Source organism: Natronorubrum bangense (assembly GCF_004799645.1).
Lineage (GTDB): Archaea > Halobacteriota > Halobacteria > Halobacteriales > Natrialbaceae > Natronorubrum > Natronorubrum bangense.
Window position 1 is genome coordinate 160,975 of sequence record NZ_CP031305.1, and the last position, 22,496, is coordinate 183,470.

A 22,496-nucleotide genomic window follows, 5' to 3' on the forward strand; every position below is an offset into this window, starting at 1 on the left:
TGGGTCGTTCGGACGAGTCGTCGTCCGCGGCTGCGATGCGCTCTCGATCCGTGTTCGATCCATTTTCTGGTGGTTGGATAACACGTCTGATAAGCGTATCCCCCCACGCTCGAAACACGATCAGCAGCAGGCGCCGTTGTCAGCACTCGAAACGCCGACTGACTAGCGGTTCAGTCGGCAGAGCGTGTCGGCTCTCGGGCAGAACGTCTATGCCGAACGGCACAATAGTGCTATGAGAATACATGAACACCGCAGTCATCGTCGATGCCGTTCGGACTCCGTTTGGCAAACGGGATGGTTCGTTTCGGGACACACATCCGCAGGATCTGGCGGCAAAGCCGCTCGAGGCGCTCGCCGAGCGCAACGGGTTCGAGCCCGAAACGATCGAGGACGTCATCTACGGCTGTGTCACGCCGATTGACGAGCAGGGGCTCAACATCGGCCGGCTCGCGCCGATGGTCGCCGGCTGGGGTGACGTCGTCCCCGGCGTCCAACTCAATCGGATGTGTGGCTCCGGCCAGCAGGCAGTCAACTTCGCGGCGGCGAACGTCATGGCGGGCCAACACGACGTGTTGATCGCCGGCGGCGTCGAGCATATGACTCGCGTGCCGCTTGGGTCAGACGGCGCTGACGGCGTCTCCGGCGGTGGTGCCGTCACAGATACCTACTTCGAGCACTTCGACGAACTGACCCATCAGGGTGAAGGGGCCGAACGGATCGCCGAGGAGTACGGCTTCACGCGCGAGGAACTGGACGAACTCGCCGTCGACTCACAGCGGCGCTGGGGCGAAGCTTGGGAGGCGGGCCGGTACGACGATCAGGTCGTGCCTGTCGAGACCGAACTCGAGGTGGAAAGCGAGTCACGAAGCGACTCGGAGAATCGAACGGGGAGTGAAACAACTCGTGAGACCGTCACCGTCGACCGGGACGAACATCCGCGACCCGAAACGGATCTCGAAACCCTCTCGAAACTGCCCCTATCGTTCCGCGAAGACGGCGACGGTGTCCACCATCCAGGCAACTCCTCGGGGATCGTCGACGGCGCCTCGGCACTGTTGGTCACGAGCGAGGACGCAGCCAAAGCACACGGCTGGGAGCCGATGGCCCGCATCACCCAGACCGAGGTCGTCGGCGTCGACCCCGTAACGATGCTCACCGGACCGATTCCGGCGACCGAAGGAGTGCTCGAGAAAGCCGGCATGACGATCGGCGACATCGACTGCTTCGAGGTCAACGAGGCGTTCGCCTCGGTCGTCGCTGCCTGGCTCGAGGAAACCGGCGCGTCGTGGGACGACGTCAACGTCAACGGCGGCGCGATTGCCCACGGCCACCCACTCGGGGCGACCGGCGCAGCGTTGCTGACGAAGCTGGTACACGAACTCGAACGAACCGGACAGGACACCGCGCTCTCGACGATGTGTATCGGCTTCGGACAGGGTATCGCGACGATTATCGAACGCGTTTAGACCGCGACTCGAGCGGTCGACTCGCCGTCACTCGTCGAGGGCATCGATACGCAGCTCCTCGTCGAACTGGAGAGCGTGTTCGACCTCTTCGTCGGCGATGTCGTCGAACGCCCAGCGAGCGATCGAGCGGCGGTGGACCTCGTCGGCCCCGTCGACGATCCGGAACGCACGGACGTCCTCGTAGAAGTGGGCGATCGGAAGGTCTTTTCCGATGCCGTTGCCGCCACAACACTGGAGCGCGAGGTCGATCGCTTCGTTGGTGACGTTCGCGGTGAACACCTTCGACATCGCGACCTCGATGCGGGCGTCGCTGCGATCGAGTTCGCGCGCGGCGTGGCGGACCATCGTTCGGGCGGCATGTAACTGCGTTTCGGCGTCGGCGATGCGGTGTCGAAGCGCCTGTTTCTCGTCTAAGGTCGTGCCAAACGCCTCGCGCTCGCTGAGATACGCCTTCGCGATATTGAGCGAGCGCTCGGCCATCCCGGAGTAGCGCATACAGTGGGTGAGTCGCCCACCGCCAAGACGCATCTGGGCGACCTGAAAGCCCTGGCCTTCCTCGCCGACGGTGTTCTCGACAGGGACGCGAACGTTATTGAATTTCATTTCGGCGTGACCGCCCTCGAGTTCGGTGATGTCGTGACCCCCGAGATGGGGGATATTCCGGACGACTTCGACGCCGTCGGCGTCGGCGGGGACGAGGATGATCGATGTTCCCTCATAGGGGTGAGCGTCCAGATCCGTCCGGGCCATCACGAGATAGAAGTCCGCGTCGAGGCCATCGGTCGTCCACCATTTGTGCGCGTTGACGACCCACTCGTCGCCGTCTTTGATGGCGGTGCTCTGGAGCATCTTCGGGTCCGAGCCGCCACCCTGTTTGGGCTCGGTCATCGCAAAGGCCGATGAGATCTCACCTTGAACGAGTGGGCGCAGCCACTTCGCTTTCTGTTCGTCCGTCCCGACCATCTCTAAGGTGTGCATGTTCCCCTCCTGTGGGGCGTTCGCGCGAATCGCGTGGGCACCGATCAGCGAGCGCCCGACCTGTTCGAACGAGGGAAGCATATCACTGAAATCCAGGCCCTGCCCACCGTACTTCTCGGGCATCTGCGGGGCGAACAGGTCCCGCTCTTTAGCCTGCTCCCAGAGGCTCTCGAGTTCGGCCCGGGTAATCGGTTCGCCAGTCGCGAGTGCCTCACGCTCTCGAGGGAGGACGACATCGTCCATGAACTCCGCGACGCGCCCTGCGACCGCCTTTGCTTTCTCAGAGTCGTGGTACTCCATACCGAGGTATGCACATACAACATTGTAAATACACAACAAACCGGTTAGAAACAACGTTCAGACAACTGCCAGGAGCGACGCGTCAGAACTGAGCCATCGATCGCGGCCTGGACAGCGAGCGAAAGCGATGCGTACTGAGCAGTCGTCTCCGTATTCTACCCGTGCCTCGAGTCGCTCTCTATCGTTCGGGTGGCGCGGTCCGTTCGCGAGGACAGTGACGGGAAACGGCCGGTTCGTTAAATCGCTGGATGGAGCTATCGACGAGAAGTGACGACTGCGCTGGTTCCTGACTCGTCGGTGACAGGGTCAGCGACTCGAGACGAGTCAGGACCGTAAACCTGGACGGGGGCGGGAGCCCGCCCTGGCGTGAGAGACATGAGCTAACTCGAAGCGGGGGCGAGTCCACTTCCGAGCGATCCGGGCACGAACGCACGCAATCGGCTGGTCAGCGCGTCGTGGTCCGTTGGAGCGTGTACCCGGCGGGGTTGTTCTTCCCCGCACCCGGATCGATGGGCGTGTCACCCATTGTTATGCAGGCACTTGGCTCACAATGCTCCAGACGGCCCGTTGACAGGCACCGAATAACTCGCCTACAGCATCAGGTTGAGAACCGGTTGGACGCCCCTTCGAACCGATAAGCGGCAGCTACGCGGCCCGCTTTGAGACGAGTCGTCTGCCAAACGATGCTCGAGTGTGGTGGCTTGCTTGCGACACCCGTAGAAAAATACGGCTGTAGCCTGTGTCTCGGTCCATGCACGCGGATGGTCTCGAGCATCCAGTTCAGATCGGTATCGTTGGACTCGGATATATCGGCACGACCGTTGGCGAACAGTTTCACCACCATCCAGACGCAACTGTTCGGGCCCTCTGTGATCTCGATTCGGATCGACTCGAGACATGCGGGAGCGAGTTCGAGGTCCCGGCTGATGGGCGATACGTCGAGTATCCGACGATGCTGGCGGATGAATCCCTCGATGCCGTGCTCATCGGGACGCCCCACACCCTCCATTACGAACAGGTGCACAGCGCATTCGAACACGACTGTCACATCTACTGTGATAAGCCCCTCGCGACCGATCTCGAGCACGCACGCGAGCTCACAGCACGCGCCGAACAGAGCCAGCAGACGCTGATGGTCGGCTACCAGCGCCATCTCCAGACGGCGTTTCGAACCGCCAGAGAGCGCTTTACCGATCGGTCGCCACGCTGGCTGACGGCGTCGATAACACAGGATTGGATCGACGACTCGAGGGGGACCTGGCGTCTCAATCCGTCGCTCTCCGGTGGCGGCTTTCTCTACGATACGGGTAGTCACGTACTCGATGGCGTGCTCTGGACGACCGGGCTCGAGCCGGAATCCGTCACAGCGAGTATGGATTTTCACGACGACGCAGCGCAGATCGACCGACGAGCACATCTCGACGTCAGATTTGCGAACGGGGCGACCGGGACGTTCTCGTTTCACGGTGACGCGCCCTCGGTTCGCGAGCACATCCACTGCTGGGACGACGACGGTGCGGTCTACCTCGAGGGCCGCCAGTGGGGTCCGCGTGAGGTCCGCGAGATCGATGCCGACGCCAACGAGTACGACCCCTACATCGATTTCCGTACCGAACAGACGCGAGCCGACGCCTTTCTCGAGAGCGTCCGAACGGGCACCGATCCGCCGGCGACGGCCCGAGACGCGCTTCGAGTGACGGCGCTGACGGAAGCGGCCTACGAGGCAGCACGAACCGGGGACAGCGTACAGGTGTCTCCCATGGAGTGACACCGACCACGATCAATGCTCCACGGGTGTGAAACGAAGTCACAGTACTCACACAAGGAGTCTGCACTTCCGGGTTCGAACTGATATTCTCGAGCCGAGAAGCACTCGGATAACTAGGTGGAATGAGATCTCCGGGACGGTTTAACAGCGACTACTCTGTGTCTTTCTCTGCGAAAGGATCCGGCTTCAGTCGTGCGGTTATGAACTCTTTACTCGAGTTCCAGACGACGCCAGTGAACGGGGACTGTCAGCGTTGTAACTAGATTGTCGGCCCCCGATCGGATCACGAGTACAAAATGTATAGTCTGCTATTGCTTTCGGTTACAAGCCGGATAACTACAACCGGTCACGGCTACCGACCGAGTATGATCACCTGCAGTAACTGCGAGACGCCCCAATTCCTGCAGATTACCCAGAGCCGCGTCTACTTCGAGGATGGGGAGATGATAAACGAGATCTCCGAAACCTACGAGTGCACGCTCTGTGGAAGCACCGGCCAGTACGTCTACGACGAGGACCGGGACAAAGAGACCGTCACCGGTGACGTCGAACTCACGACAGAACGGCCGAAGTTCGCCTGAGTCGTCGCGACACTGCGTCGATCAGGGACTCGAGGAGACACTGGTTCCCAGTCGATCGTGGGCTGCAGCATCTCGAGATGAAGGCATCCGGGATTGGTGGCGTCAGTTGGAGGGGACATTCAATCGTCTCTGTCTTGTTGTGAACTCCCGACCGTGGGTCGATCGTCGTCGGCCACATCGGTGTTTCGATCGCGCCGGTGCTGACGACGGGTGATCGCTGACCGACGTCGTTCGACGTCCCACTCCTCGAAGAGGCCGTACTCGTTCATCGTCTCCATTCCTGCGATGGCTGCCGTGAGTTTAATTCCGACGAGTGGGATCTCTGCGACCGAGACGATCACGTCCGCCCGCAGGATGACGCCGTCTCTCAACAGGACGTCGAGAACGTCGACGAGTGCCTCCTCGTCTTTGCGCGGTCTCATGCGTGAGTGTGGGTTTCTGTCGGCTCGTCGTTGTCGCCCAGTTCCGGCGCGAACGTGTACGGTGGCCACGGTCCGGTGAACCTGACTTCGAGCCCGTCGTTTGCTGCGACGTCATCTAAGATCGAGCCGATCGCTCCTTCATCGTCTTCGTGAGCAAGCAGCGTGAGTCGACAGCACGTCTCACCGTCGCTTCCGTCGCCGCCAGCGCTCTTACTCACGTCGTCTGCCAGCGATGCCGTTGGCGAGCGCTCGAGCGTGTGGACCTCCCGTGCGTGCTCGTCGAGTCGTCGCTTGAGATCGGTCGTCACCGACTCGCGACGGGCCGCCCGCAGTTCGGTGAGTCGCTGGTCGAACTGCTTCTCGAGCAGGTACGCCGTCCCTTCTTCGGCGTCATCGATCTTCGACGCGAGTTCCCGGAGCCGGGCGTCGTGGTCGCACAATGCATCGTCACTGATCGGATCGGTTTCAACGACCTCGACACGGTACTCCCAGTGGCCTGCCAGCGCTGACAGTGCCTGCTCGAGGGTGGCTGCCTCCTCGCGGAGCCACTCGCGGACGCCGTCGTCGTCCCCGCGAAGGATCGTATCGAACTGGAACGGAATCGGCGTCCCGAAGGCCTCACCAGCCTCGTCGACGACCGTCTGGTGGCGGACGAGCCAGCGTCGAACCTGAGTGAGATCCGCCGAGTCGTAGATGCCGTCACAAGCGTGGACGACCGCGCCGATGCCGTCCTCGGTGACGACCGAGACAGGTTCGCCGTCGACGCCAGTCGTCTCAAGTGAGTCGCCTTCATTGGCGCGGACGATACAGTATAAATATCGTCCTTCGTCGATCTCGGGGAGCAGTTCGTCATCAACAGCTGTCTCAACGTCCGCCGTTCGGTCCGACTGGTCGGCGGTCACTGATCGTCACCTCCGAACACGGAGTAGCCAGGTGCGGGAGTGAGCTCCGGCTCGTCGTGGAGCTGTTCGATCGCGTCGTTGACCAGTCCGTTCAGATCGTCGCGGAGGTCCTCGACGCTGTCTTCGATCTCCTCGTCGCGTTTGAGCTGTTCGATCTCGGCTTCGATCGTCGCAAGCTGGCTCCCAAGGCGCTCGATCTCGTCGTCCGAGAGCGTTCCCGACTCCATGCGACGGACCGCTTCGCGCTCTAAGGCATCGATCAGGATTTCGATGACAGTGACGACGAGACTCACCAGACCTTGCCGTGCGTCCGCACCGTCGCCGACGTCGATCTGAGTCATTCGTTCTCACCCTCCGTGTGTGTCGTCGGTTCGTCGTCCTCACCCTCGTCACTGAGCAGATCGAACCCGCCGCTTGTCGGCTGGTCCGGATCCGGCCGCGCACCGATATGCTCGCTTCCGCGATCGGGCTGTTCGTCGCGCTCGTCGCTGTCATCATCGTCACTCGAGTCGCTCCCCGAACTCTCGTCCGAATCCGCGGTCCGCGTCTCGTCTGCGTACCGTTCGTCGGGGGTGACATTAACGCCACGCGTCGGATCGATCGGCGGTTTCGGCCGGTCCATCTCGGCGAGTTCGGGCTCGCCGACCGCTGCGGCGACCCGACGCATGTCGGTTCCTTCGGGGAACTCGAGGCCGTACTTCGCCGCCGTCTCGAAGGAGGCGATAGCAGCCCGGACCTGGACGCCCAACAGCTGCGTGTCGCCGATCGAGACGGCGATATCGGCGTTGATGACGATTCCCTTGTCCAGCAGCATCTCGACGACCTCCGCGAGGTCGGTTTTCTGTCGACTCGGCTGGAAATCATTGACCACGCCGCTCACCTCGGAATCGAGCCGCTGGGGTCGTGGGTTCGAGGGCGGTACTCGTCGTCTTGTGTCGTCTCCGGGACGGTATGAGTGGGTCAGTCATTGGTGGATCTCCGTTTTTCCCGTTCGATCTCGAACCGGCGGCCGTAAATCCGCGTTCGGCTGGGTGCCGTCGAGAGTTTGACGTCTCGTGGGACGGTCGCATAGCGTGCCCCACCGCCGAGGTCGCGGCGATCGGTCGGGATCGTCGACGCCGCGGTCGGGTTCCGCGAGTTCGTGCTGGTATCCTGCTGGCGCATCTGCTCGCGGTTTTTTTCGTAGAGTTGTTCGAACTTCTCGTGGGTCTCGAGCAGCGCCCAGCGGAAGGAGTCGATCCCCTTCATCGCCTGCTGCTGGATGGCGACCTGGTAGGCCTCCGGATCCTCCTCGACGTCGATGTCGCCGAGTGCCTCCTTTGCCGCGGTCATCGAATCCATGTCCGTCTCAATGAGGTCGTCCTCGTCATCGCCGAGGAGCTGCCCGCCATCATCGTCGGCGATGCCCGACACCGCCTTCTCGACCACTCCGGCGTCGTCGCCGTCCTCGAGGTCGTCGACCGCGCCGTCAAGTTCGCGTTTCTCCTCCCAGATGGCGGCCAGATCCGCGGCGTTCCAGGCGTTCAGCAGGTCGATCGCATCGACCAGTGCCGCGAAGTCGACGAGTTCGCTGACGCCCTTGTCCTCGTTTGCCAGCACGTCGGGGATCTCGCCCAGTTCGATCGCCTCGAGGAGTTTGTCTCCGTCGACCGCCTCCGGCAACTCGCGCAGATCTATCGCCTCGAGCAGGTCCCCGACTTCGGTTGCCACCCGCGCGAGGGTGTCGACGTCGCCGATCGCCGTCTCGATGATCTCGTCGTCGAGTGCGTCGAGCGCCTCCGCGTCGCCGAGCGTCGATTCGAGCCGCTGGAGGCTCTCCGTGGCGTCCTCGAGCAGTGCTTCGAAACCCTCATCTGTGTTGTCGGGGCTCATTCGTCACCCTCCTGCTCGTCGATTCCAGCCTCCGTCGGTTCCGGCCTGACCCGGACGGTGAGCACGCCGTTCGTGATCACCGCGTCGGCCGTCCAATCGCGCCAGGGGACCTCGAGACGGCCGAGTTCCCGATCCGAGACGGCGACGACGAGCGTCGCGTCGTCGCCAAAGCCGACGGTGACGTCGTCCGGATCAGCACCGGCCACGTCGGCGATCACGAGCAGTTCGTCCTCGAACTCTCGCGTCGTCAAGTGATGATCGCTCGAGGGTGTCGACGAGGGTGCATCCGAGCGGTCGCGTCGCGTTCGTGGTCGACTGTGCTCTGGCTCCTGCCCTCGGTCGGACTCCTCGCGGGAGAACGGTCGTCGTTCGAACCGTGGGCCGTCGTCGGACGATACCCCTGTTCGAATCGAAACGTCGTAATCGAATCTCGTTCGGTCGCTGTGTCGTCGTCCCGACGTCGAGTCGTCGAGCCACTGCAACGCCGTGAGCAGATTCGAGAGCCAGTGGCGCTCGTCGTCCGACTCATCCGGGGTTTCGTCTCGTTCGGGATCGTCTCGTGACATTACGATTTTACCTCCACACGACCGCTCGTGAGCCGTTCGTGCACGTCACGAGCGATCTCGAGTTCGGCCTCGAGTTCGTCTTTCCGGCGCTGGTACTCCGTCTCGGACCGTTCGCCCAGTTCGTACAGCAACTGATTTTCCTTGAGTTCGTCCTCGAGCGCGTCGATGTCGTACATCTCGCTGAGTGCCATCGTGTGGAGTGTGTCCACGATGCCGACGAACGGCCGAAAGAGGAGATCGTCGAGGATGAACATGGTTAGCGCTGGGCTCCGATTTTGACGTCGACGAAGCTGTACGGTGCAAACGGCCCCGTGTACCGAACGATGAGGTCGTCGTGCTCGTCCTCGAATCGGGCGACTGCCTCGTCGAATCGCTCTCGGTCGTCGCGCTCGACGAGATAGGAGCGGTTGAACACGAGCCGATCACTGAACAGGTCGTTTGGAACCGACTGGGCAGCGATGGGCTCGAGTTCGTCTTCGACGGCCTCCTCGATCGCATCCGTATCGACATCGGCGTTTTCTTCGCGGACGAGCTTGAGGCCGAGTTCGATCCGCCCCTCGATATCGTTGATCGCGCGCCGAAACGCCGGTCTGGCGCCACGAAGGACGTTTTTCAGCGCTCGGTCGCTCTCGAAGGCCATCCCGAACTGCATTGGGACGATCGTCCGACCGCCGTCACGATCCATGACCTCCCGGAGAACGTCGTCGTGACGTTGGGCATCTTCGTCGGTCTCTTCGGGAGCTGTGGTGTCGATGTTGGAGACGACGGCACTGAGACGTCGGTGTGAGACCGTGTAGACGTGATCTGCACCACCGACAGCATCGGTTTCGAACTCGACAGGGTCGTCGGCCATGACGCCGTAGACGTATCGGTTCGTCATCGAGCGCTCACCCGGCCAGTGTGTTGCGTTCGGTCGTGAGCTGACGCTGCTCGTGCCCGCAGACGCGGGCTCGGTTCGCCGTCGGCTTCGAGTGGACTCGTTCGGGCAGAGATCATGGGAACTGATTATCGACCACCCGAGGTGACACAGCCGACTCGCGACTCGAGGGCTCTCACCCGCGGGTGGTCGAGGAACTCGCCCGAAAGTACACCACCGCGACGGGTTACCGTGGTGCTTGCAGTCGCAGCCTTCGGTGCACCGGCCGATTATGACAGACCGGCTTGCAGTCGCAGCGCAAGCCGTGTTACGAATCCCGGATGTACTTCGCGGTGAGTATGGCACAACCACAACGAAGACCCGACTCCTCGAGTCTCGCGGAGGTACTGGATCGCATCCTCGACAAAGGCGTCGTCATCGACGTCTGGGCTCGCGTCTCGGTCGTCGGGATCGAGTTGCTGACCATCGAGGCCCGCGTCGTCGTCGCCTCCGTCGACACCTTCCTGCACTACGCGGAGGAGATTGCAAAAATTGAGCAAGCGACGGCAGAGGGCGACCTCGAAGAACTCGAGGAACTCGAGGTCGAACAACGTCCAGAATCGTCACCAAAGTCCGCCACCGAATAACTCGTCATGGCCGACGATGCTTCGCGCAAGCGAAAGGTCCGTGGCCGGAAGATCAGGAGCGACCGCTCACAGAAAGAAGGACGGCGTGCCAAGAAGGAACTCGCCCGAAAAGCGTCGAACGCGGGCAAGAAAAACGGCGACAGTCCCCTCACCGATCCAGCAGCTATCACCCCCGAACCGTTCGTCGAGACGGATGCCGTCACCGCGTTGCGCGAACGGATCAACGGCTGGCTCAAAGCGGAGCAGCCGGTTCATCTGATCGGGCCGACGGGCTGTGGAAAGACCGCACTTGCGCTGTCGGCGGCTGCCGAGCGTGGCCGCCCAGTCGTCTGGCTCAACGGCGACGAGGCCGTTGACACGGCCGCGCTCGTCGGTGACCACGCCGGCGGGGAGCGATACAAAGAAGACGACCGGTTCGTCAGTGGCGTGAGCAAACGGACGGAGATCGTTCGTGAACGCTGGGTCGACAACCCACTCTCGGTTGCTGTTCGAGAGGGTGCGACGCTCGTCTACAACGAGTTCTCGCGCAGCGATCCGGCGGCACACAACGTCTTGCTTTCAGTCTTCGAAGAGGGCGTCTTGGAGCGGCCGGGAAAACGCGGTGAGGATCGATCCATCAACGTCCACCCCGAGTTCCGAGCAATCTTGACCTCGAACGACGCCGAGTACGCGGGTGTCCACAAGCAACAGGATGCGCTGCTCGACCGGTTCGTCGGCGTCTACGTCAACTACTACGACGCCGAAACTGAGCGTGAGATCGTTCGATCCCACGTCGATCTTCCGGACGATACGATCGAGACAGTCGTCGACACGACACGCACACTCCGGGATGCCCTCGAGATCGTCGTCGGGACGCGGGCAGCGGTCACGGCCGCGAAGGGGCTCTCCGTTTTCGAGAACCCCGAAACCGATGCCAGCGAGAACGGTGCGTTCGACGACGACCTGCTGACAGCGGTCTTCGTGGACGTGCTTGCGCCGAAGATTGCTGGTCAAGGCCCCGAAGACATCGCACAGCTTCGAACACAGATCGCCGACTCGATCTGACGTGACCGAGCGGGCCACCACCCACACCCACAAGACACCACACGACAGCCAGACACGAAACGACGACAACCAATGGCCGACGCCGATACACACCAATCAACGGAGCAGTGCACGGCGCTTACCGAAGACGGAGAGCGCTGTTCGCGGCCAGCCCAGGACGACGGATTTTGCTACCAACATGATGAGAGTGATCCAACCGTGAGCGATAGCCAGACAGTCGACGACGAACAGACACAGGACGAACAGCAAGCACAAGAGACCGACGAAACCGACGAGAGCCAGCCACAGAGTCGGGATCTGACGGTCGACATGACCGCCGAGGAGAAGACTGATCCCGAAACAGTCGATGCCGACGTCGAGACCGACCACGACGAGATTGCTGGCGTCCTTGCCGTTCGTCGAACGGTCCAGTCGACGGCGGGCGAACTTATCGGTCGAGAGTTCGACGCCGTCAGCGAAATCGTCCCCACCGACGACGGCTGGCGTGCAGTCGTCGAGGTCGTCGAACGACGAGCGGTCCCCGACACCCAGGACATCATTGGCCGGTACGAAATCGAACTCGACGACGGTGCGACTGTCCATGGCTACCGCCGTCTGGACCGCTACCGGCGTGGCGACACGGGGGCGTTCGAGTAGCACACCGGCTCTCCGAACTCTCGCTTTTAACATGGGTCGGGAGCTATGCGTAGCTATGACTCACTCTCCCTCGAGAGCTCGCGACGCGGCGTTCCGATTCGAGTACGAGCCAGCGACGATCAGGTTCGGTTCCGGCTGTGTTGACGCCCTCGAGGCCGAACTCGAGCGCCAGAGCCTCGAGCGTGCACTGATCGTCTGTGGCTCGACGGTCGGTTCCACGCCCGATGTGATCGACCCGATCACGGCGGGGCTCGGGGATCGACTCGCGGGGGTGTTCGCCGAGACGACGTCAAAAAAGCGGCTCGGAACGGCCGTCGACGGACTCGAGCGACTCGAGGACGAAGACGTCGACGTGCTCGTCAGCCTCGGCGGTGGAAGCAGCCTCGACGTCGCGAAAGTCATCAGCGTCCTCGCTGCGAGCGACCGCGAACCGGCGGCGATCGGCGACGAGTTCGCCGAGACAGGCACGATCACCGTCCCGAACGAGGGACTGGTTCCGATCGTCGCAGTTCCGACGACGCTCGCCGGTGCCGACCTCTCACAGGTCGCAGGCGTCACCGCCGCACCCGAGTCGGGGTTGGTCGAAACAGAAGTGGGCGGCGGCATCTCAGGACCGGGGCTGATGCCCGCCGCGGCCGTCTACGATCCCGATATCGTGGCGACGACGCCGGAATCGATCCTCACAGGCTCGGCGATGAACGGCTTCGACAAGGGCCTCGAGGCGATCTACGCGGCCAACGCGACGCCGGTGACCGACGCGACGGCGATGCGTGGTCTCGGCAAACTCGAGACCGGCCTTCGCGCGTTCGGCCGTGGTGTGCGTGACACCGAGACGTTCGCAACGATCCTCGAGGGGATCGTCCTGGTCCAGTACGGCATCTCCCGGCCCGACGAGACGATGCTCTCGATCGTTCACGCCTTCGGCCACGGGCTCACGCGCACGGACGACGTCCAGCAGGGGACAGCACACGCCGTCGTCGTTCCACACGTGCTCGCGTACCTGTTCGATCAAGTCGATGCCAGAGTGGACGTACTAGCCGATGCGCTGGGTGTTGCCGACGCGGACGATCCAGCACGGGCGGTCGTCGACAGGGTGGCCGACGTGCGCGACGCACTCGAGCTACCGACGCGGCTGCGCGACGTCGACGGCCCCGAACCGGACGAGTTCACTGCCGTCGCGGAGGCGATCCTCGCCGACTCGTTCATGGCGAACGCGCCGCCGGGGCTGGAGGCTTCTGTTGAAGACATCGAACGTATTCTCGAGCAGGCGTGGTAGGACCGAAACCGCGACTTACCCGTCGACGTACGACGGCCGCTCGGCGTAGGCGATTGGGTCCCGAACGCCGATGTTCTGGAACGCCTGCAGGCGGAACGCACACGCATCACAGGTCCCGCAGGCGGGTTCGTTCTCGCGGTAACAGCTCCAGGTGTGTTCGTAAGGTACCTCGAGGTCGACCCCTCGCTCGGCGATGTCGGTTTTCGACCACTCGACGAACGGGGCCTCGATCGAGATCTCAGTCTCGGGTTTCGTGCCGACGTCGACGACCTGCTCGAAGGCCTCGAAGAACGCGGGCCGGCAGTCCGGATAGCCCGAGAAATCCTCGCTGTGGGCGCCGATGAAGACCGCCTCGCAGTCGTTTGCTTCGGCATACGAGACGGCCATTGCGAGCAGGTTCGCGTTCCGGAAGGGGACGTAGGAGGTGGGGATCTCGTCGCTCTCTAAGTCGGCGTCTGCGACGTCGAGGTCGTCGTCGGTCAGACTCGAGGCCCCGATCGCCGCGAGATGACCGGTTTCGATCTGCAGGAACTCCGCTGCGTCGAGTTCGTCGGCGAGTTGGCGAGCACACTCGAGTTCGCGATCCTCGGTTCGCTGGCCGTAGGACGTATGCAGGGCGTAGATATCATAGCCCCGGTCGCGAGCCTCGTAGGCAGCGGTGGCGCTGTCCATGCCGCCCGAGAGGAGGACGACGGCGCGTTTGGGAGTCGGTTCGTCGGTCGTGGACGGAGTGTCGTCAGTCATTGGCATCAGTCTCAAATATCAGGTTTCGGGCGCGTCGTTCCAGAGATCGACGTGGAGGCGGGGCGTGTATCGGAAGCCGTGGTCCATCGCCAGCTGTGCAACCCGGGCTCGAGTGTCCTCGAGTCGGTCTCGTGTTGCCCCTTCTGGCATCAACAGGACGTCGGTGTCCCGAATCGGAACGGCAGCGACCTCGCGAAGATCCTCGAGCAAGGCGAGGATTTCGGGCATATCGCTCTCGTCGGTGACGACGAACTTGAGCTGAAACGCATCGTCCTCGATCAGACGGGCCAGTGCCTCGAGGTCGATCCGGTCGCGCTCGTGGCGGGCTTCCCACTCCCCCTCGCCTTTGGGGTCGCGCTCAGGTGTGGGCGTGCTGCTCTCGAGTTTCGGGCTGATCGAAGCGAGGTCGATCGGCGCGTCGCGGTAGATCGTCCCGTTGGTCTCGACGGTGGTGTGATAGCCGCGTTCGTCGAGCGCCTCGAGGAGGTCGACACTCGCCTCATGAAGCAGGGGCTCGCCGCCGGTGAGGACGACGTGGTCCGCGTTGTCGTAGGATTCGACCGTCGCGAGAATCTCGTCGATATCCTGCCAGGCGTGGGTGGGTTCCCAGGAAGTGTGATAGGAATCACAGAACCAACAGCGGAGGTTACAGCCGCTCGTCCGGACGAACACCGAGGGGACACCGGCGAGCGTCCCCTCTCCTTGCAGCGAGTAGAACAGTTCGTTGATCGGGAGGCTGTCCGCTGGCGCGTCCTCGGCAGCGACCCCCTCCCGATCGATCGAGTCGGAAACCGGCATCTCAGAACCGACCGCCACCACAGAGTTCGCTCGTCTCGTTGACCTGTACGGCGACGTGGGAAACAGTGTCAGGCAGCGCTGCCTCGAGTTTCCGTTCTAGTAACACGCTCATCACTTCGGCCGTCGGTGGCTCCTCGAGGACGATGACTGCGTCGTCGTCACCCGCGGTTTCGAAGGCATCGATCAGGGGGTCGCCAGCCTCGAGTAAGAACATATGATCCCACTCATCGATTACTGCAGTAATATCTCCTTTATCAGCAACCCAGCCTTCCTCGGTCAGTTTGCCAGTAACTCGGACAGAGACCTCGTAGTTGTGACCGTGTGGCCGCGAGCACTTGCCGTCGTGATGGAGGAGACGGTGGCCAGTACTGATTCTGATTGGGCGATCGCGGCCAACGTAGAGAACGCGTTCGGTTCCGGTGACCACATCACCACTGCCGTCGGCGGCGATCGTCGTCTGACGATCATCGCATCCTGCTCGTTCAGTCATATCACAGTATTCTCTTGGGATTACTTAAACGTGACCGACTGGCGCGAGTCGCAACCGCCGCGGCCGACACAGACGAGCGAACGGCTGTCACAGCCGACGAAAAGCCCACTTCAGTCCTCGAGTTGGTCCTGAATCCTGTTTTTCGCTTCGGTTCGGCGTTTACGCGAAAACTGCGGGTGGTCGTCCGAGAAGTCGACCTCGATTTCGTCGAGTGTTCGCCGGTAGATGTTCGTTCGTCGTCCCTCTTCGGAGAGCTGTCGCCCTTCACAGGTCAACAGTCCAGCATCGACGAGGTCCTGAATTCGGCGATAACAGGTGGCGATCGGAATCTCGATATCGTTGCTCAACGCTTGGGCCGATTTCGGGGTGCCCGCCGCACAAAGAATTTCTGCACTGTACTTACTCCCAAGTGCCGAGAGAATCGTCGTTGACTTCGACTCGGTCTGTTCCGTCCGACTCTGAGACATCGTTCATCCTATACTGAATTATCAGAATTGAATCTTGTGGTTAGTCGAATTACATGGGAGTAACAATGGATAAATATCTCCGCCGTATACGGGGTGAACTGAGTTTTCATCAACTGTTTGCAACGTTATTAGAGTGGTTTCCTGTCAGCTGCTATGAGTGATTGGAGCCGTGGATTCGACGGCGAATGCCGATGTCGAGGTATGGCTGACAGTGTCATGCACCCAGTCTCGATACTCGTTTCAATCCGCGCGACAAACGACAGCTATGAACGTCGCAATCGTCACCGTCGGGGACGAACTACTCGCTGGACGGACGACAAATACCAACGCGACATGGCTCTCCGAACAGCTGACCGAACGGGGTGTCTCCGTCGAGCGCGTAACCACGGTGCCAGACCGGATCAGCGACATCGCTCGCGTCGTCAACGAGTATCGTGCCGAGTACGATGCTGTGATCGTCACCGGCGGGCTCGGTCCGACACACGACGACGTCACGATGGAGGGTGTCGCCGCCGCACTGGGGTGTTCACTCGAGACACACGATGGGGCGCTTGCCTGGCTCGAGGAAGACGGGTACTCGCGGGCCGACCTGACGGCTGGCACAGCCGACTTGCCGGTCGGTGCACGCCCACTCCACAACGAAACCGGCGTCGCACCCGGTGCAGTCATCGAGAGTGTGTACGTTCTCCCCGGCGTTCCCGCAGAGATGCGGACGATGTTCGACTCGGTTGCCGACGAGTTTTCAGGCACACAGACCTACCGAGAAGTCGTCGTTGCCGACGAGCCAGAAAGCGCGCTTCTCGACCGTATCACGGCGGTTCGAGAGCGGTTCGAGGTCTCTGTCGGGAGCTATCCAGGCGACTCTGTTCGACTCTCACTCGAGGGGACGGACGAAGAAACTGTTTTGACGGCTGCGGCGTGGCTTCGCGACCACGTCGAGCGAACCGAGTAGCGGCCGCAGCCGATCGGCCGACTATCGGTAGAGGTAGGCGAGCCAGACGACTGTCACGAGAAGGCCAAGGATCAGGGCACCCCAGCCGGTCAGTGCCATCGGTAGTTCCGGTTCTGCTTCGAGAACGGCGAAAGCGAGTGCGTTCATATGCTGCGATCAGTTCTCATCCCTCTTAATCTTTCAGAAAACTCGCGCGTCGGCTGTGTCGCGTGTGCCACTCTCGTGGAAAACACCACACGGCTTTTGGATCGGCTCTCCATACGTCGGCTATGGAGTCTCTCGGTGTCGTCGTGAATCCGATCGCGGGGATGGGCGGTCGAGTCGGACTGAAGGGAACCGATGGCAAACTCGAGGAGGCACGCAGCTTGGGGGCCGAGCCGCGAGCGCCAGGTCGGGCCCGCGAAGCACTCACTGCATTGCACCGACGAGCGCCCGAGCTGACGGTGTATACGGCAGCGGGTGTGCTGGGTGAGGACGCCGTTCGGGATGCTGGCTACGAACCAGTCGTCGTCTACGACCCGGCAACGAGTGACGGCACAGCAGTCACGGCCCATCCAGACGATCCCGCAGACGCCGAAACGACCGCCGCCGATACGCGCGCGGCCGTTCGCGAGTTTCTCGAGCACGACGTCGATCTGATCTGTTTCGTCGGCGGCGACGGCACCGCCGTCGACGTCGCGGAAGTCATCGAAAGCGACGGCACACCGATGCTCGGCGTCCCGGCCGGCGTCAAAATCTACTCGTCGGTCTTTGCCGTGACACCGGCCGATGCCAGCCGGATCATCGCTGCGTTCGACCGCGTCACGTCCCGTGAAGTCAACGACATCGACGAGGATGCGTATCGCGAGGGGGAGGTCCGAACAACGCTCAAAGCCGTCGTCCCGGTCCCCGTCGCGCCCGACGTCCAGTCGGGCAAACAGGTTTCGAGTGGCAGCGTCGACGCGCTGGCAGCAGGCGTCGCCCGTGAGCTCGATCCGGATCGAACCTATGTCTTTGGTCCCGGGGGACCGTCGGCGCGATTGAGGCCGAACTGGGGATCGACGCCTCACCGCTCGGTGTCGACGTCTGGCGTGATGGGGAGGTACTCGCCACGGACGCATCCGAACGCGAGATCCTCGAGGTGCTCGAAACGCCAGTGACGATCGTCGTCTCACCGATCGGCGGCCAGGGCTTCATCTTCGGGCGGGGGAACCACCAGATCTCACCCGACGTGATCACGCAAGCCGACGAGATCGAGGTCGTCGCCTCGGGGGAGAAACTCGACGGGATCGACGCCTTGCGCGTTGACACCGACGACGCGACGGTCGACGAGGAGCTACGGGGCTGGCGACAGGTCCGAACAGGGCGGTTTACGACCCGCCTCGTCAAGGTTGTATAAGGTGTAGGGTATCTTTATCGCTGGAATCAAGGATATAACGACTTCTCGTTCATGTAATGACTATATAGTCAGGATTAAGGCCGACTCTCGCCTAGGGTGGCACATGGAAACGCGGAAAGTGCAACGATTGGGTCCATCGACGCTTGCGATGACCCTCCCCGCAGAATGGGCGTCCGAACACGGTGTCGAGAAGGGAGACGAAGTCTCCCTGCGGACCAGCGGCAAGGGCACGCTGACTGTCATGCCCGAGTCGGCCAACACCGAAGAGACGGAAGCGATCATCCACGCCGACAATCTCGATGCCGATGCCGTCGAGCGAGCGATCGTCGCCCAGTACGTGCTGGGCCGGCGTGTCATCCGCATCGATACCGAAGACGGCGCCCTCGAGTCCGACCACATCAACGCGGTCTATCAGGCTGAAACGCAGCTGATGGGGCTGGGCGTCATCGAAGAGACTCCCGAGAGCATCTCGATTCGTTGTTCGGTCGATCCGGAGGACTTCACCCTCGACAATCTCTTAGAGCGCCTCGAGCGAACGGGACAGACGATGCGTGGGGAGGGGATCAAGGCGCTGGCACACGGTAACCCTGATCTGGCCCAGCGCGCCCTGAACCGCGAACGTCAGGCGAACAAGATCTTCGTGCTTCTGCTGCGCCTGATTTTCACGGCCTACCAGAACCCGAACCTCGCCCGCGCGGTCGGCCTGAACAGTGGCTTCCCGCTGATCGGCTACCGATCGATCGCGAAAAACCTCGAGCTGACGGCGGACAACGCCGAAGACATCGCCGAAATCGTCATCGAGACCGAGGGCCACAGTCTGAACGTCGACAGCTCAGTGATGCGTGACATCCGCGAGCTGAACGAACAGGTCGACGAGATCACCTCGCTTGCAGTTGAGGCAGCCGTCGAGCGCGACTACGACAAGTCGAATCGGGTTCGAGCGCTCTTCCACGAGGTTTCCGACCGCGAGAAAGAGATCCTCGACGAGCTACCGGAGATGTCCAACGAGGATCTCCTCCGAGTCCGTGAAGTGCTCGTCAGTCTCCAGCAGACGGCCCAGTATGCGATGCGAAACGCCGAAATCGCGGCGAACCTCGCGTTGAACGAGGAGTCAGAACACACGACGATCAACTGATCGACTCCTCGTCGCTTTGCGCCTGCAGTGTCGCTGTTCGATCGGCTGATCACCCACCGAGTCGAAACAGTAATCCGATCTGGCGACACACATCTGTCCGATGCGGTCTCTCCTTCGGCGGGTTCTTGCACAGTTCGCCGTCGATCGGCGAGTCCTCGCACTGGCGTTTGCTCGGATGGCTGACGGCATCGGGAACTCGTTTCTGATCATCGTTATCCCGCTGTACGTGGCCAGCGCCACCGTCGACGGGCGGACGTTCGGCCTCGAGGAGGCGATGATTATTGGCATCATCCTCTCGCTGTTTGGCTTTCTCAACAGTAGTTTTCAGCCGTTTACTGGCCGTCTTTCCGACCGCGTTGGCAAGCGAAAACCGTTCATCCTGATCGGGCTTGGTGGCCTCGCGATGACGAACGTCGCATACATCTTCGCGGAGACGTATCTTTCTCTCGTCGTTATTCGTGGTCTGCAGGGGGTCAGCGTGGCGTTTATTATCCCGGCATCGATCGCGTTGGTTAACGAACTCGCAACGGCACAGGACCGCGGCGGAAACATGGGTGTCTACAACACGTTTCGGCTGGTCGGCTTCGGTGCCGGCCCGATCGTCGCTGGCGCGGTTGTCAATCTCGGCCCGTACACGCTGCCCGCTGGCCCAACGATCAGCGGCTTCGACGCCGCGTTTTCGATTGCTGCGATTACGGCGGTGGCCAGCTATCTGCTGGTCACCGTCCTGATCTCAGATCCCGATGCGACGAGAGCGAACGCCAGTGCCGACCTCTCGATCTCGATCCGAGACCAGTCGGGGTCGCACCTGCTCGATCCGATCTTCACGCTCGGCATCGCCTCGCTGTTTATGGCGACGTCGATCGCACTGTTCGCGACGATTCAGCCACAGGTCAACGCCCGTCTCGATCAGGGCTCGACCTGGTTTGGGCTCCAGTTTGCGGCCTTTATTCTGGCACAGGTTCTCTTACAGACGCCGATCGGCCGAGCCTGTGATCGGTACGGCCGCCGCCCGTTCATCGTCGGCGGAATGCTCTTGTTGCTCCCGACAACGCTCGTCCAGGGGTTCGTCACGACCTCGGAGCTGATGTTCGTCGCTCGCTTGCTTCAGGGCATTGCAGGTGCGATGGTGTTTGCGCCGGGGCTTGCCCTCGCTGGCGATCTCGCGGGTGAGGGCGAGTCCGGTTCGAAGCTCGCTGTGCTCACGATGGCGTTTGGCTTCGGGATCGCCATCGGCCCACTTTCGTCGGGCGCGCTGGTCGGCTACGGCTTTGCGATGCCGTTCGTTTTCGGCACGGCACTCGCCGCCATCGGCACACTCCTCGTCTATACGCAGATCGAGGAGACACTCGAGACGACACAGCCGCTCCCAGTTCTCAGCAACGACTGACCCACACTGCTCTCGAGTGGCTGACAGGTCAGACCAGCGTGGCACACCGGAACTGACTGCCAGCAGTCCACCTCAGGGCCGCAGTTGTGAGAATCCGGCAGCGTTGGCCGAGAAACGATGGGACGCAACGCAAAAGTAGCGGATCCGCATACGATTCGACGATGACGCTCTCGGAGGAGGCCACGGAACGCTTGGCAGACGTCGTGGAGCTACAACCGACGAAAAACGCGGAGTTACAGGACCGGTGGGGGATGGACAGCGGCAGCGAAGTCCATCAGTATCTCGAGAACGAACTCGGTGATTACTACTTCCGTGATGACAACAGCCTGATTCGGGCGACGAGCGAGGCGGCAGACCTCGTCGACGTCGAACCCGGTATCGAGAGTGATCCAGACGACGAAGGGCCGCCATCCAGGATCCGCGTCCCGGAGCTGCAGTCACAGATCGTCGCGGTGCTGGCCGGGCCCGACGAGGAGTCCGAGAGCGTCGTGTCGGTCCTGCACAAACTCCGCGAGGAGTTCGACGTCGACCCCGAGGCCGAGGACGTCCGCTCGGGACTGCAGAGTCTCCGCCGCAAGGACGTCGTCGAGGTCGAGTACCGAACCGTTCCGACGTTCCGGCTGGCCGTCGAACGTGAGGATCTCGAGGTCGGCGTCTCCGACTGAAAAACGGCGCAAGCGCAGTTACAGCCCCGGTCGCCGTCGTCGACGTCGATCCTCGAGCAGTTGTCGACAGCGTGTTCCTGGGCCACCCTCGATCGGCCAGCCTCGCGTTCGCCACCCCGGCGGCTCCGGCTCGAACTCGGGACAGCTCCCAGAACACTCCGCAGCCGTCTGACACCGTCCTTTCGCCGAACAGTGTGGGCGGAGTTGTGTGCCGTCTCGAGCACGCAACTGGAAGCCCCGACAGTCAGGACGCATGGTATCGACGAACGAGCGCCAGCCACGTTCGTAGGCCCGCTCGGCGATCGCGAGTCGTGTTTCGGCTTTCGTCTCGGGATCGACGTATTCGAAACGGGCTGCCGAGCCATCTCGAGCGCCGCCGTCGGGTCGCTCGAGGATGCGCGTGCCGGGTTCGGCGACGGGAAGTGTCCGAGGATACCACTCGACTGTCGCGGTCAGGGCCGCAGGCTCGAGCGCGAGGATGCCGGCTTCGATCGGGACCCCCTCGAACAGCGCGGGTTCGACAGCGTTGCCCGTCGCCCGCGTCGCGACCCAGACCTCGTCGGCCAGCGAGACGGCGACGTCGTACTCGAGTTGCGAGCCGAGCACGCGGGCCGCGCTGGCGTCTAAGTCGGGTTTGTTCTCGATCGCGATGATTCGGTCGACCCAGTCGGGATAGGGCCATTTCCGACGGATCTGGATACGATTACCCGACTTGCGGGTCTCGAGGATGTCTCGATCGTCGGCTCGATGAATCGCCTCGCGGACGTAGCGCCACGGGTAGCCGGGGTCGGGGAGACAGTCGCGATAGTACGTCCACTCCGTGGGCGCGTTGCGAACGAGATGCAAAAGGTCGCTGTCGAGGCGCTCTGGGCCGAACGCTGCCCGCTCGCGAAGCGCCGCTGGGTCACACTCGAGAACGATGGTGTCCCAGCGGCGGCGTTTCGTTCCGAGCTGACGGGCAACGATCACGTGATTGCCACTGGTTGCCTCGGTCGGCGGCCAGGCGCGTTCGGCCCAGCGACAGCTTCGGAGTTCGAACTCGAACTCGGTCGTATGCCGGTCCACACTGGCTATTCGAGCCACGTGCGCAAAAGCGCTGCCTGATCGGCGTGGGAAGGTGACTCACGGCGATGGATCTCGAGCGGGTGGCCACTGTGATGTCG

At 62.3% G+C, this 22,496-nt stretch carries 26 protein-coding genes and 1 pseudogene; 12 read left to right on the forward strand and 15 right to left on the reverse strand.

All coding sequences use genetic code 11. The features are described 5' to 3' along the window. Positions 1-242 precede the first annotated feature (242 nt). Positions 243-1,466, forward strand: a complete 1,224-nt coding sequence (locus DV706_RS00790; protein WP_006067830.1) for a thiolase family protein — start codon at positions 243-245, stop codon at positions 1,464-1,466. Positions 1,467-1,493: 27 nt separating this feature from the next. Here DV706_RS00790 and DV706_RS00795 read toward each other — a convergent pair whose 3' ends face one another. Continuing rightward, positions 1,494-2,744, reverse strand: coding sequence for an acyl-CoA dehydrogenase family protein (locus DV706_RS00795; RefSeq protein ID WP_006067831.1), 1,251 nt, complete (start codon positions 2,742-2,744; stop codon positions 1,494-1,496). A gap of 751 nt (positions 2,745-3,495) precedes the next feature. Between DV706_RS00795 and DV706_RS00800 the strand changes: the two genes are divergently transcribed. Both DV706_RS00800 and DV706_RS00805 read left to right on the forward strand, forming a co-directional pair. After that, positions 3,496-4,512: a Gfo/Idh/MocA family protein gene (locus tag DV706_RS00800; RefSeq protein ID WP_006067832.1), complete on the forward strand. Its 1,017-nt coding sequence runs from the start codon at positions 3,496-3,498 to the stop codon at positions 4,510-4,512. Between the two features lie 365 nt (positions 4,513-4,877). Next, positions 4,878-5,093 carry a hypothetical protein gene (locus DV706_RS00805; protein ID WP_006067833.1) on the forward strand — a complete coding sequence of 72 codons (216 nt, stop codon included), beginning with the start codon at positions 4,878-4,880 and terminating at the stop codon, positions 5,091-5,093. A 119-nt stretch (positions 5,094-5,212) separates the two neighbouring features. Here DV706_RS00805 and gvpM read toward each other — a convergent pair whose 3' ends face one another. The 8 genes from gvpM to DV706_RS00845 all read right to left on the reverse strand — a co-directional run bounded on the left by gvpM (position 5,213) and on the right by DV706_RS00845 (position 9,735). Next, positions 5,213-5,515, reverse strand: a complete 303-nt coding sequence (gvpM, locus tag DV706_RS00810) for a gas vesicle protein GvpM (RefSeq protein ID WP_006067834.1) — start codon at positions 5,513-5,515, stop codon at positions 5,213-5,215. Continuing rightward, the gene (gene gvpL / locus DV706_RS00815) at positions 5,512-6,417 is read right to left on the reverse strand and encodes a gas vesicle protein GvpL (RefSeq protein ID WP_006067835.1); all 906 of its coding nucleotides are present in this window, start codon (positions 6,415-6,417) and stop codon (positions 5,512-5,514) included. The genes gvpM and gvpL overlap by 4 nt, the downstream gene beginning before the upstream one ends. Then, the gene (locus tag DV706_RS00820; RefSeq protein WP_006067836.1) at positions 6,414-6,758 is read right to left on the reverse strand and encodes a gas vesicle protein K; all 345 of its coding nucleotides are present in this window, start codon (positions 6,756-6,758) and stop codon (positions 6,414-6,416) included. Before DV706_RS00820 ends, gvpL begins: the two co-directional genes overlap by 4 nt. Next, entirely contained in the window at positions 6,755-7,288 is a 534-nt protein-coding gene (gene gvpJ, locus DV706_RS00825) for a gas vesicle protein GvpJ (protein ID WP_006067837.1), read from the reverse strand. Before gvpJ ends, DV706_RS00820 begins: the two co-directional genes overlap by 4 nt. An 89-nt stretch (positions 7,289-7,377) precedes the next feature. Next, a complete protein-coding gene (locus DV706_RS00830; RefSeq protein WP_006067838.1) occupies positions 7,378-8,289 on the reverse strand; it encodes a hypothetical protein in 912 nt (303 codons plus the stop codon). Then, complete coding sequence (locus DV706_RS00835; RefSeq protein WP_006067839.1) at positions 8,286-8,855, reverse strand: gas vesicle protein GvpH; 570 nt, start codon at positions 8,853-8,855, stop codon at positions 8,286-8,288. Before DV706_RS00835 ends, DV706_RS00830 begins: the two co-directional genes overlap by 4 nt. After that, the gene (gvpF, locus tag DV706_RS00840; protein ID WP_006067840.1) at positions 8,855-9,109 is read right to left on the reverse strand and encodes a gas vesicle protein GvpF; all 255 of its coding nucleotides are present in this window, start codon (positions 9,107-9,109) and stop codon (positions 8,855-8,857) included. The genes DV706_RS00835 and gvpF overlap by 1 nt, the downstream gene beginning before the upstream one ends. A 2-nt stretch (positions 9,110-9,111) precedes the next feature. Then, positions 9,112-9,735 carry a GvpL/GvpF family gas vesicle protein gene (locus DV706_RS00845; RefSeq protein ID WP_006067841.1) on the reverse strand — a complete coding sequence of 208 codons (624 nt, stop codon included), beginning with the start codon at positions 9,733-9,735 and terminating at the stop codon, positions 9,112-9,114. A 335-nt stretch (positions 9,736-10,070) separates the two neighbouring features. On the opposite strand from DV706_RS00845, the gene gvpA reads away from it, so the two are divergent. From gvpA to DV706_RS00865, 4 genes are all read left to right on the forward strand, one after another. Next, positions 10,071-10,358, forward strand: a complete 288-nt coding sequence (gene gvpA, locus DV706_RS00850) for a gas vesicle protein GvpA (RefSeq protein WP_049889998.1) — start codon at positions 10,071-10,073, stop codon at positions 10,356-10,358. Between the two features lie 6 nt (positions 10,359-10,364). Then, positions 10,365-11,402: a gas vesicle protein GvpN gene (gene gvpN / locus DV706_RS00855; RefSeq protein ID WP_006067843.1), complete on the forward strand. Its 1,038-nt coding sequence runs from the start codon at positions 10,365-10,367 to the stop codon at positions 11,400-11,402. Between the two features lie 72 nt (positions 11,403-11,474). After that, positions 11,475-12,038 carry a gas vesicle protein GvpO, halophile-type gene (gene gvpO, locus DV706_RS22260; protein ID WP_006067844.1) on the forward strand — a complete coding sequence of 188 codons (564 nt, stop codon included), beginning with the start codon at positions 11,475-11,477 and terminating at the stop codon, positions 12,036-12,038. Between the two features lie 55 nt (positions 12,039-12,093). Next, entirely contained in the window at positions 12,094-13,314 is a 1,221-nt protein-coding gene (locus DV706_RS00865; RefSeq protein WP_006067845.1) for an iron-containing alcohol dehydrogenase family protein, read from the forward strand. Positions 13,315-13,329: 15 nt separating this feature from the next. Here the strand turns inward: DV706_RS00865 and queC are convergent, their stop codons facing one another. From queC to DV706_RS00885, 4 genes are all read right to left on the reverse strand, one after another. Then, complete coding sequence (gene queC / locus DV706_RS00870; RefSeq protein ID WP_006067846.1) at positions 13,330-14,058, reverse strand: 7-cyano-7-deazaguanine synthase QueC; 729 nt, start codon at positions 14,056-14,058, stop codon at positions 13,330-13,332. Positions 14,059-14,076: 18 nt separating this feature from the next. Continuing rightward, the gene (locus DV706_RS00875) at positions 14,077-14,856 is read right to left on the reverse strand and encodes a 7-carboxy-7-deazaguanine synthase QueE (protein WP_006067847.1); all 780 of its coding nucleotides are present in this window, start codon (positions 14,854-14,856) and stop codon (positions 14,077-14,079) included. 1 nt (position 14,857) lies between these two features. Then, complete coding sequence (locus DV706_RS00880) at positions 14,858-15,346, reverse strand: 6-pyruvoyl trahydropterin synthase family protein (RefSeq protein WP_006067848.1); 489 nt, start codon at positions 15,344-15,346, stop codon at positions 14,858-14,860. Positions 15,347-15,456: 110 nt separating this feature from the next. Beyond that, positions 15,457-15,813, reverse strand: coding sequence for a winged helix-turn-helix domain-containing protein (locus tag DV706_RS00885; RefSeq protein ID WP_006067849.1), 357 nt, complete (start codon positions 15,811-15,813; stop codon positions 15,457-15,459). A gap of 265 nt (positions 15,814-16,078) precedes the next feature. On the opposite strand from DV706_RS00885, the gene DV706_RS00890 reads away from it, so the two are divergent. Continuing rightward, entirely contained in the window at positions 16,079-16,765 is a 687-nt protein-coding gene (locus tag DV706_RS00890; protein WP_136350756.1) for a competence/damage-inducible protein A, read from the forward strand. A 21-nt stretch (positions 16,766-16,786) separates the two neighbouring features. On the opposite strand, the gene DV706_RS22265 is transcribed toward DV706_RS00890, so the two are convergent. Further along, complete coding sequence (locus DV706_RS22265; RefSeq protein WP_006067851.1) at positions 16,787-16,912, reverse strand: hypothetical protein; 126 nt, start codon at positions 16,910-16,912, stop codon at positions 16,787-16,789. A gap of 122 nt (positions 16,913-17,034) precedes the next feature. On the opposite strand from DV706_RS22265, the pseudogene DV706_RS00895 reads away from it, so the two are divergent. The 4 genes and pseudogenes from DV706_RS00895 (at position 17,035) to DV706_RS00910 (ending at position 21,333) form a co-directional block, all read left to right on the forward strand. Then, a pseudogene (locus DV706_RS00895) lies at positions 17,035-18,143 on the forward strand (ATP-NAD kinase family protein). Between the two features lie 103 nt (positions 18,144-18,246). Then, positions 18,247-19,278 carry a phosphate uptake regulator PhoU gene (locus DV706_RS00900; protein ID WP_006067853.1) on the forward strand — a complete coding sequence of 344 codons (1,032 nt, stop codon included), beginning with the start codon at positions 18,247-18,249 and terminating at the stop codon, positions 19,276-19,278. Between the two features lie 100 nt (positions 19,279-19,378). Beyond that, entirely contained in the window at positions 19,379-20,668 is a 1,290-nt protein-coding gene (locus DV706_RS00905) for an MFS transporter (protein WP_006067854.1), read from the forward strand. Positions 20,669-20,829: 161 nt separating this feature from the next. Beyond that, positions 20,830-21,333, forward strand: coding sequence for a DUF5797 family protein (locus tag DV706_RS00910; protein ID WP_006067855.1), 504 nt, complete (start codon positions 20,830-20,832; stop codon positions 21,331-21,333). Between the two features lie 18 nt (positions 21,334-21,351). Here the strand turns inward: DV706_RS00910 and DV706_RS00915 are convergent, their stop codons facing one another. Next, positions 21,352-22,398, reverse strand: coding sequence for a DUF5787 family protein (locus DV706_RS00915; RefSeq protein WP_006067856.1), 1,047 nt, complete (start codon positions 22,396-22,398; stop codon positions 21,352-21,354). Between the last annotated feature and the right edge of the window lie 98 nt (positions 22,399-22,496).

What these genes read in the sequence shown, in the direction of transcription:
- DV706_RS00890 (WP_136350756.1), top strand. Translation starts at nt 16,079, where the DNA reads ATGAACGTCGCAATCGTCACCGTCGGGGACGAACTACTCGCTGGACGG.
- gvpN (WP_006067843.1), top strand. Translation starts at nt 10,365, where the DNA reads ATGGCCGACGATGCTTCGCGCAAGCGAAAGGTCCGTGGCCGGAAGATC.
- DV706_RS00845 (WP_006067841.1), bottom strand. Translation starts at nt 9,735, where the DNA reads ATGACGAACCGATACGTCTACGGCGTCATGGCCGACGACCCTGTCGAG.
- DV706_RS00800 (WP_006067832.1), top strand. Translation starts at nt 3,496, where the DNA reads ATGCACGCGGATGGTCTCGAGCATCCAGTTCAGATCGGTATCGTTGGA.
- DV706_RS00820 (WP_006067836.1), bottom strand. Translation starts at nt 6,758, where the DNA reads ATGACTCAGATCGACGTCGGCGACGGTGCGGACGCACGGCAAGGTCTG.
- DV706_RS00835 (WP_006067839.1), bottom strand. Translation starts at nt 8,855, where the DNA reads ATGTCACGAGACGATCCCGAACGAGACGAAACCCCGGATGAGTCGGAC.
- DV706_RS00830 (WP_006067838.1), bottom strand. Translation starts at nt 8,289, where the DNA reads ATGAGCCCCGACAACACAGATGAGGGTTTCGAAGCACTGCTCGAGGAC.
- DV706_RS00875 (WP_006067847.1), bottom strand. Translation starts at nt 14,856, where the DNA reads ATGCCGGTTTCCGACTCGATCGATCGGGAGGGGGTCGCTGCCGAGGAC.
- gvpO (WP_006067844.1), top strand. Translation starts at nt 11,475, where the DNA reads ATGGCCGACGCCGATACACACCAATCAACGGAGCAGTGCACGGCGCTT.
- DV706_RS00795 (WP_006067831.1), bottom strand. Translation starts at nt 2,744, where the DNA reads ATGGAGTACCACGACTCTGAGAAAGCAAAGGCGGTCGCAGGGCGCGTC.
- gvpA (WP_049889998.1), top strand. Translation starts at nt 10,071, where the DNA reads ATGGCACAACCACAACGAAGACCCGACTCCTCGAGTCTCGCGGAGGTA.
- DV706_RS00880 (WP_006067848.1), bottom strand. Translation starts at nt 15,346, where the DNA reads ATGACTGAACGAGCAGGATGCGATGATCGTCAGACGACGATCGCCGCC.
- DV706_RS00905 (WP_006067854.1), top strand. Translation starts at nt 19,379, where the DNA reads ATGCGGTCTCTCCTTCGGCGGGTTCTTGCACAGTTCGCCGTCGATCGG.
- DV706_RS00910 (WP_006067855.1), top strand. Translation starts at nt 20,830, where the DNA reads ATGACGCTCTCGGAGGAGGCCACGGAACGCTTGGCAGACGTCGTGGAG.
- DV706_RS00805 (WP_006067833.1), top strand. Translation starts at nt 4,878, where the DNA reads ATGATCACCTGCAGTAACTGCGAGACGCCCCAATTCCTGCAGATTACC.
- DV706_RS22265 (WP_006067851.1), bottom strand. Translation starts at nt 16,912, where the DNA reads ATGAACGCACTCGCTTTCGCCGTTCTCGAAGCAGAACCGGAACTACCG.
- gvpM (WP_006067834.1), bottom strand. Translation starts at nt 5,515, where the DNA reads ATGAGACCGCGCAAAGACGAGGAGGCACTCGTCGACGTTCTCGACGTC.
- gvpF (WP_006067840.1), bottom strand. Translation starts at nt 9,109, where the DNA reads ATGTTCATCCTCGACGATCTCCTCTTTCGGCCGTTCGTCGGCATCGTG.
- DV706_RS00865 (WP_006067845.1), top strand. Translation starts at nt 12,094, where the DNA reads ATGACTCACTCTCCCTCGAGAGCTCGCGACGCGGCGTTCCGATTCGAG.
- DV706_RS00885 (WP_006067849.1), bottom strand. Translation starts at nt 15,813, where the DNA reads ATGTCTCAGAGTCGGACGGAACAGACCGAGTCGAAGTCAACGACGATT.
- DV706_RS00790 (WP_006067830.1), top strand. Translation starts at nt 243, where the DNA reads ATGAACACCGCAGTCATCGTCGATGCCGTTCGGACTCCGTTTGGCAAA.
- queC (WP_006067846.1), bottom strand. Translation starts at nt 14,058, where the DNA reads ATGACTGACGACACTCCGTCCACGACCGACGAACCGACTCCCAAACGC.
- DV706_RS00900 (WP_006067853.1), top strand. Translation starts at nt 18,247, where the DNA reads ATGGAAACGCGGAAAGTGCAACGATTGGGTCCATCGACGCTTGCGATG.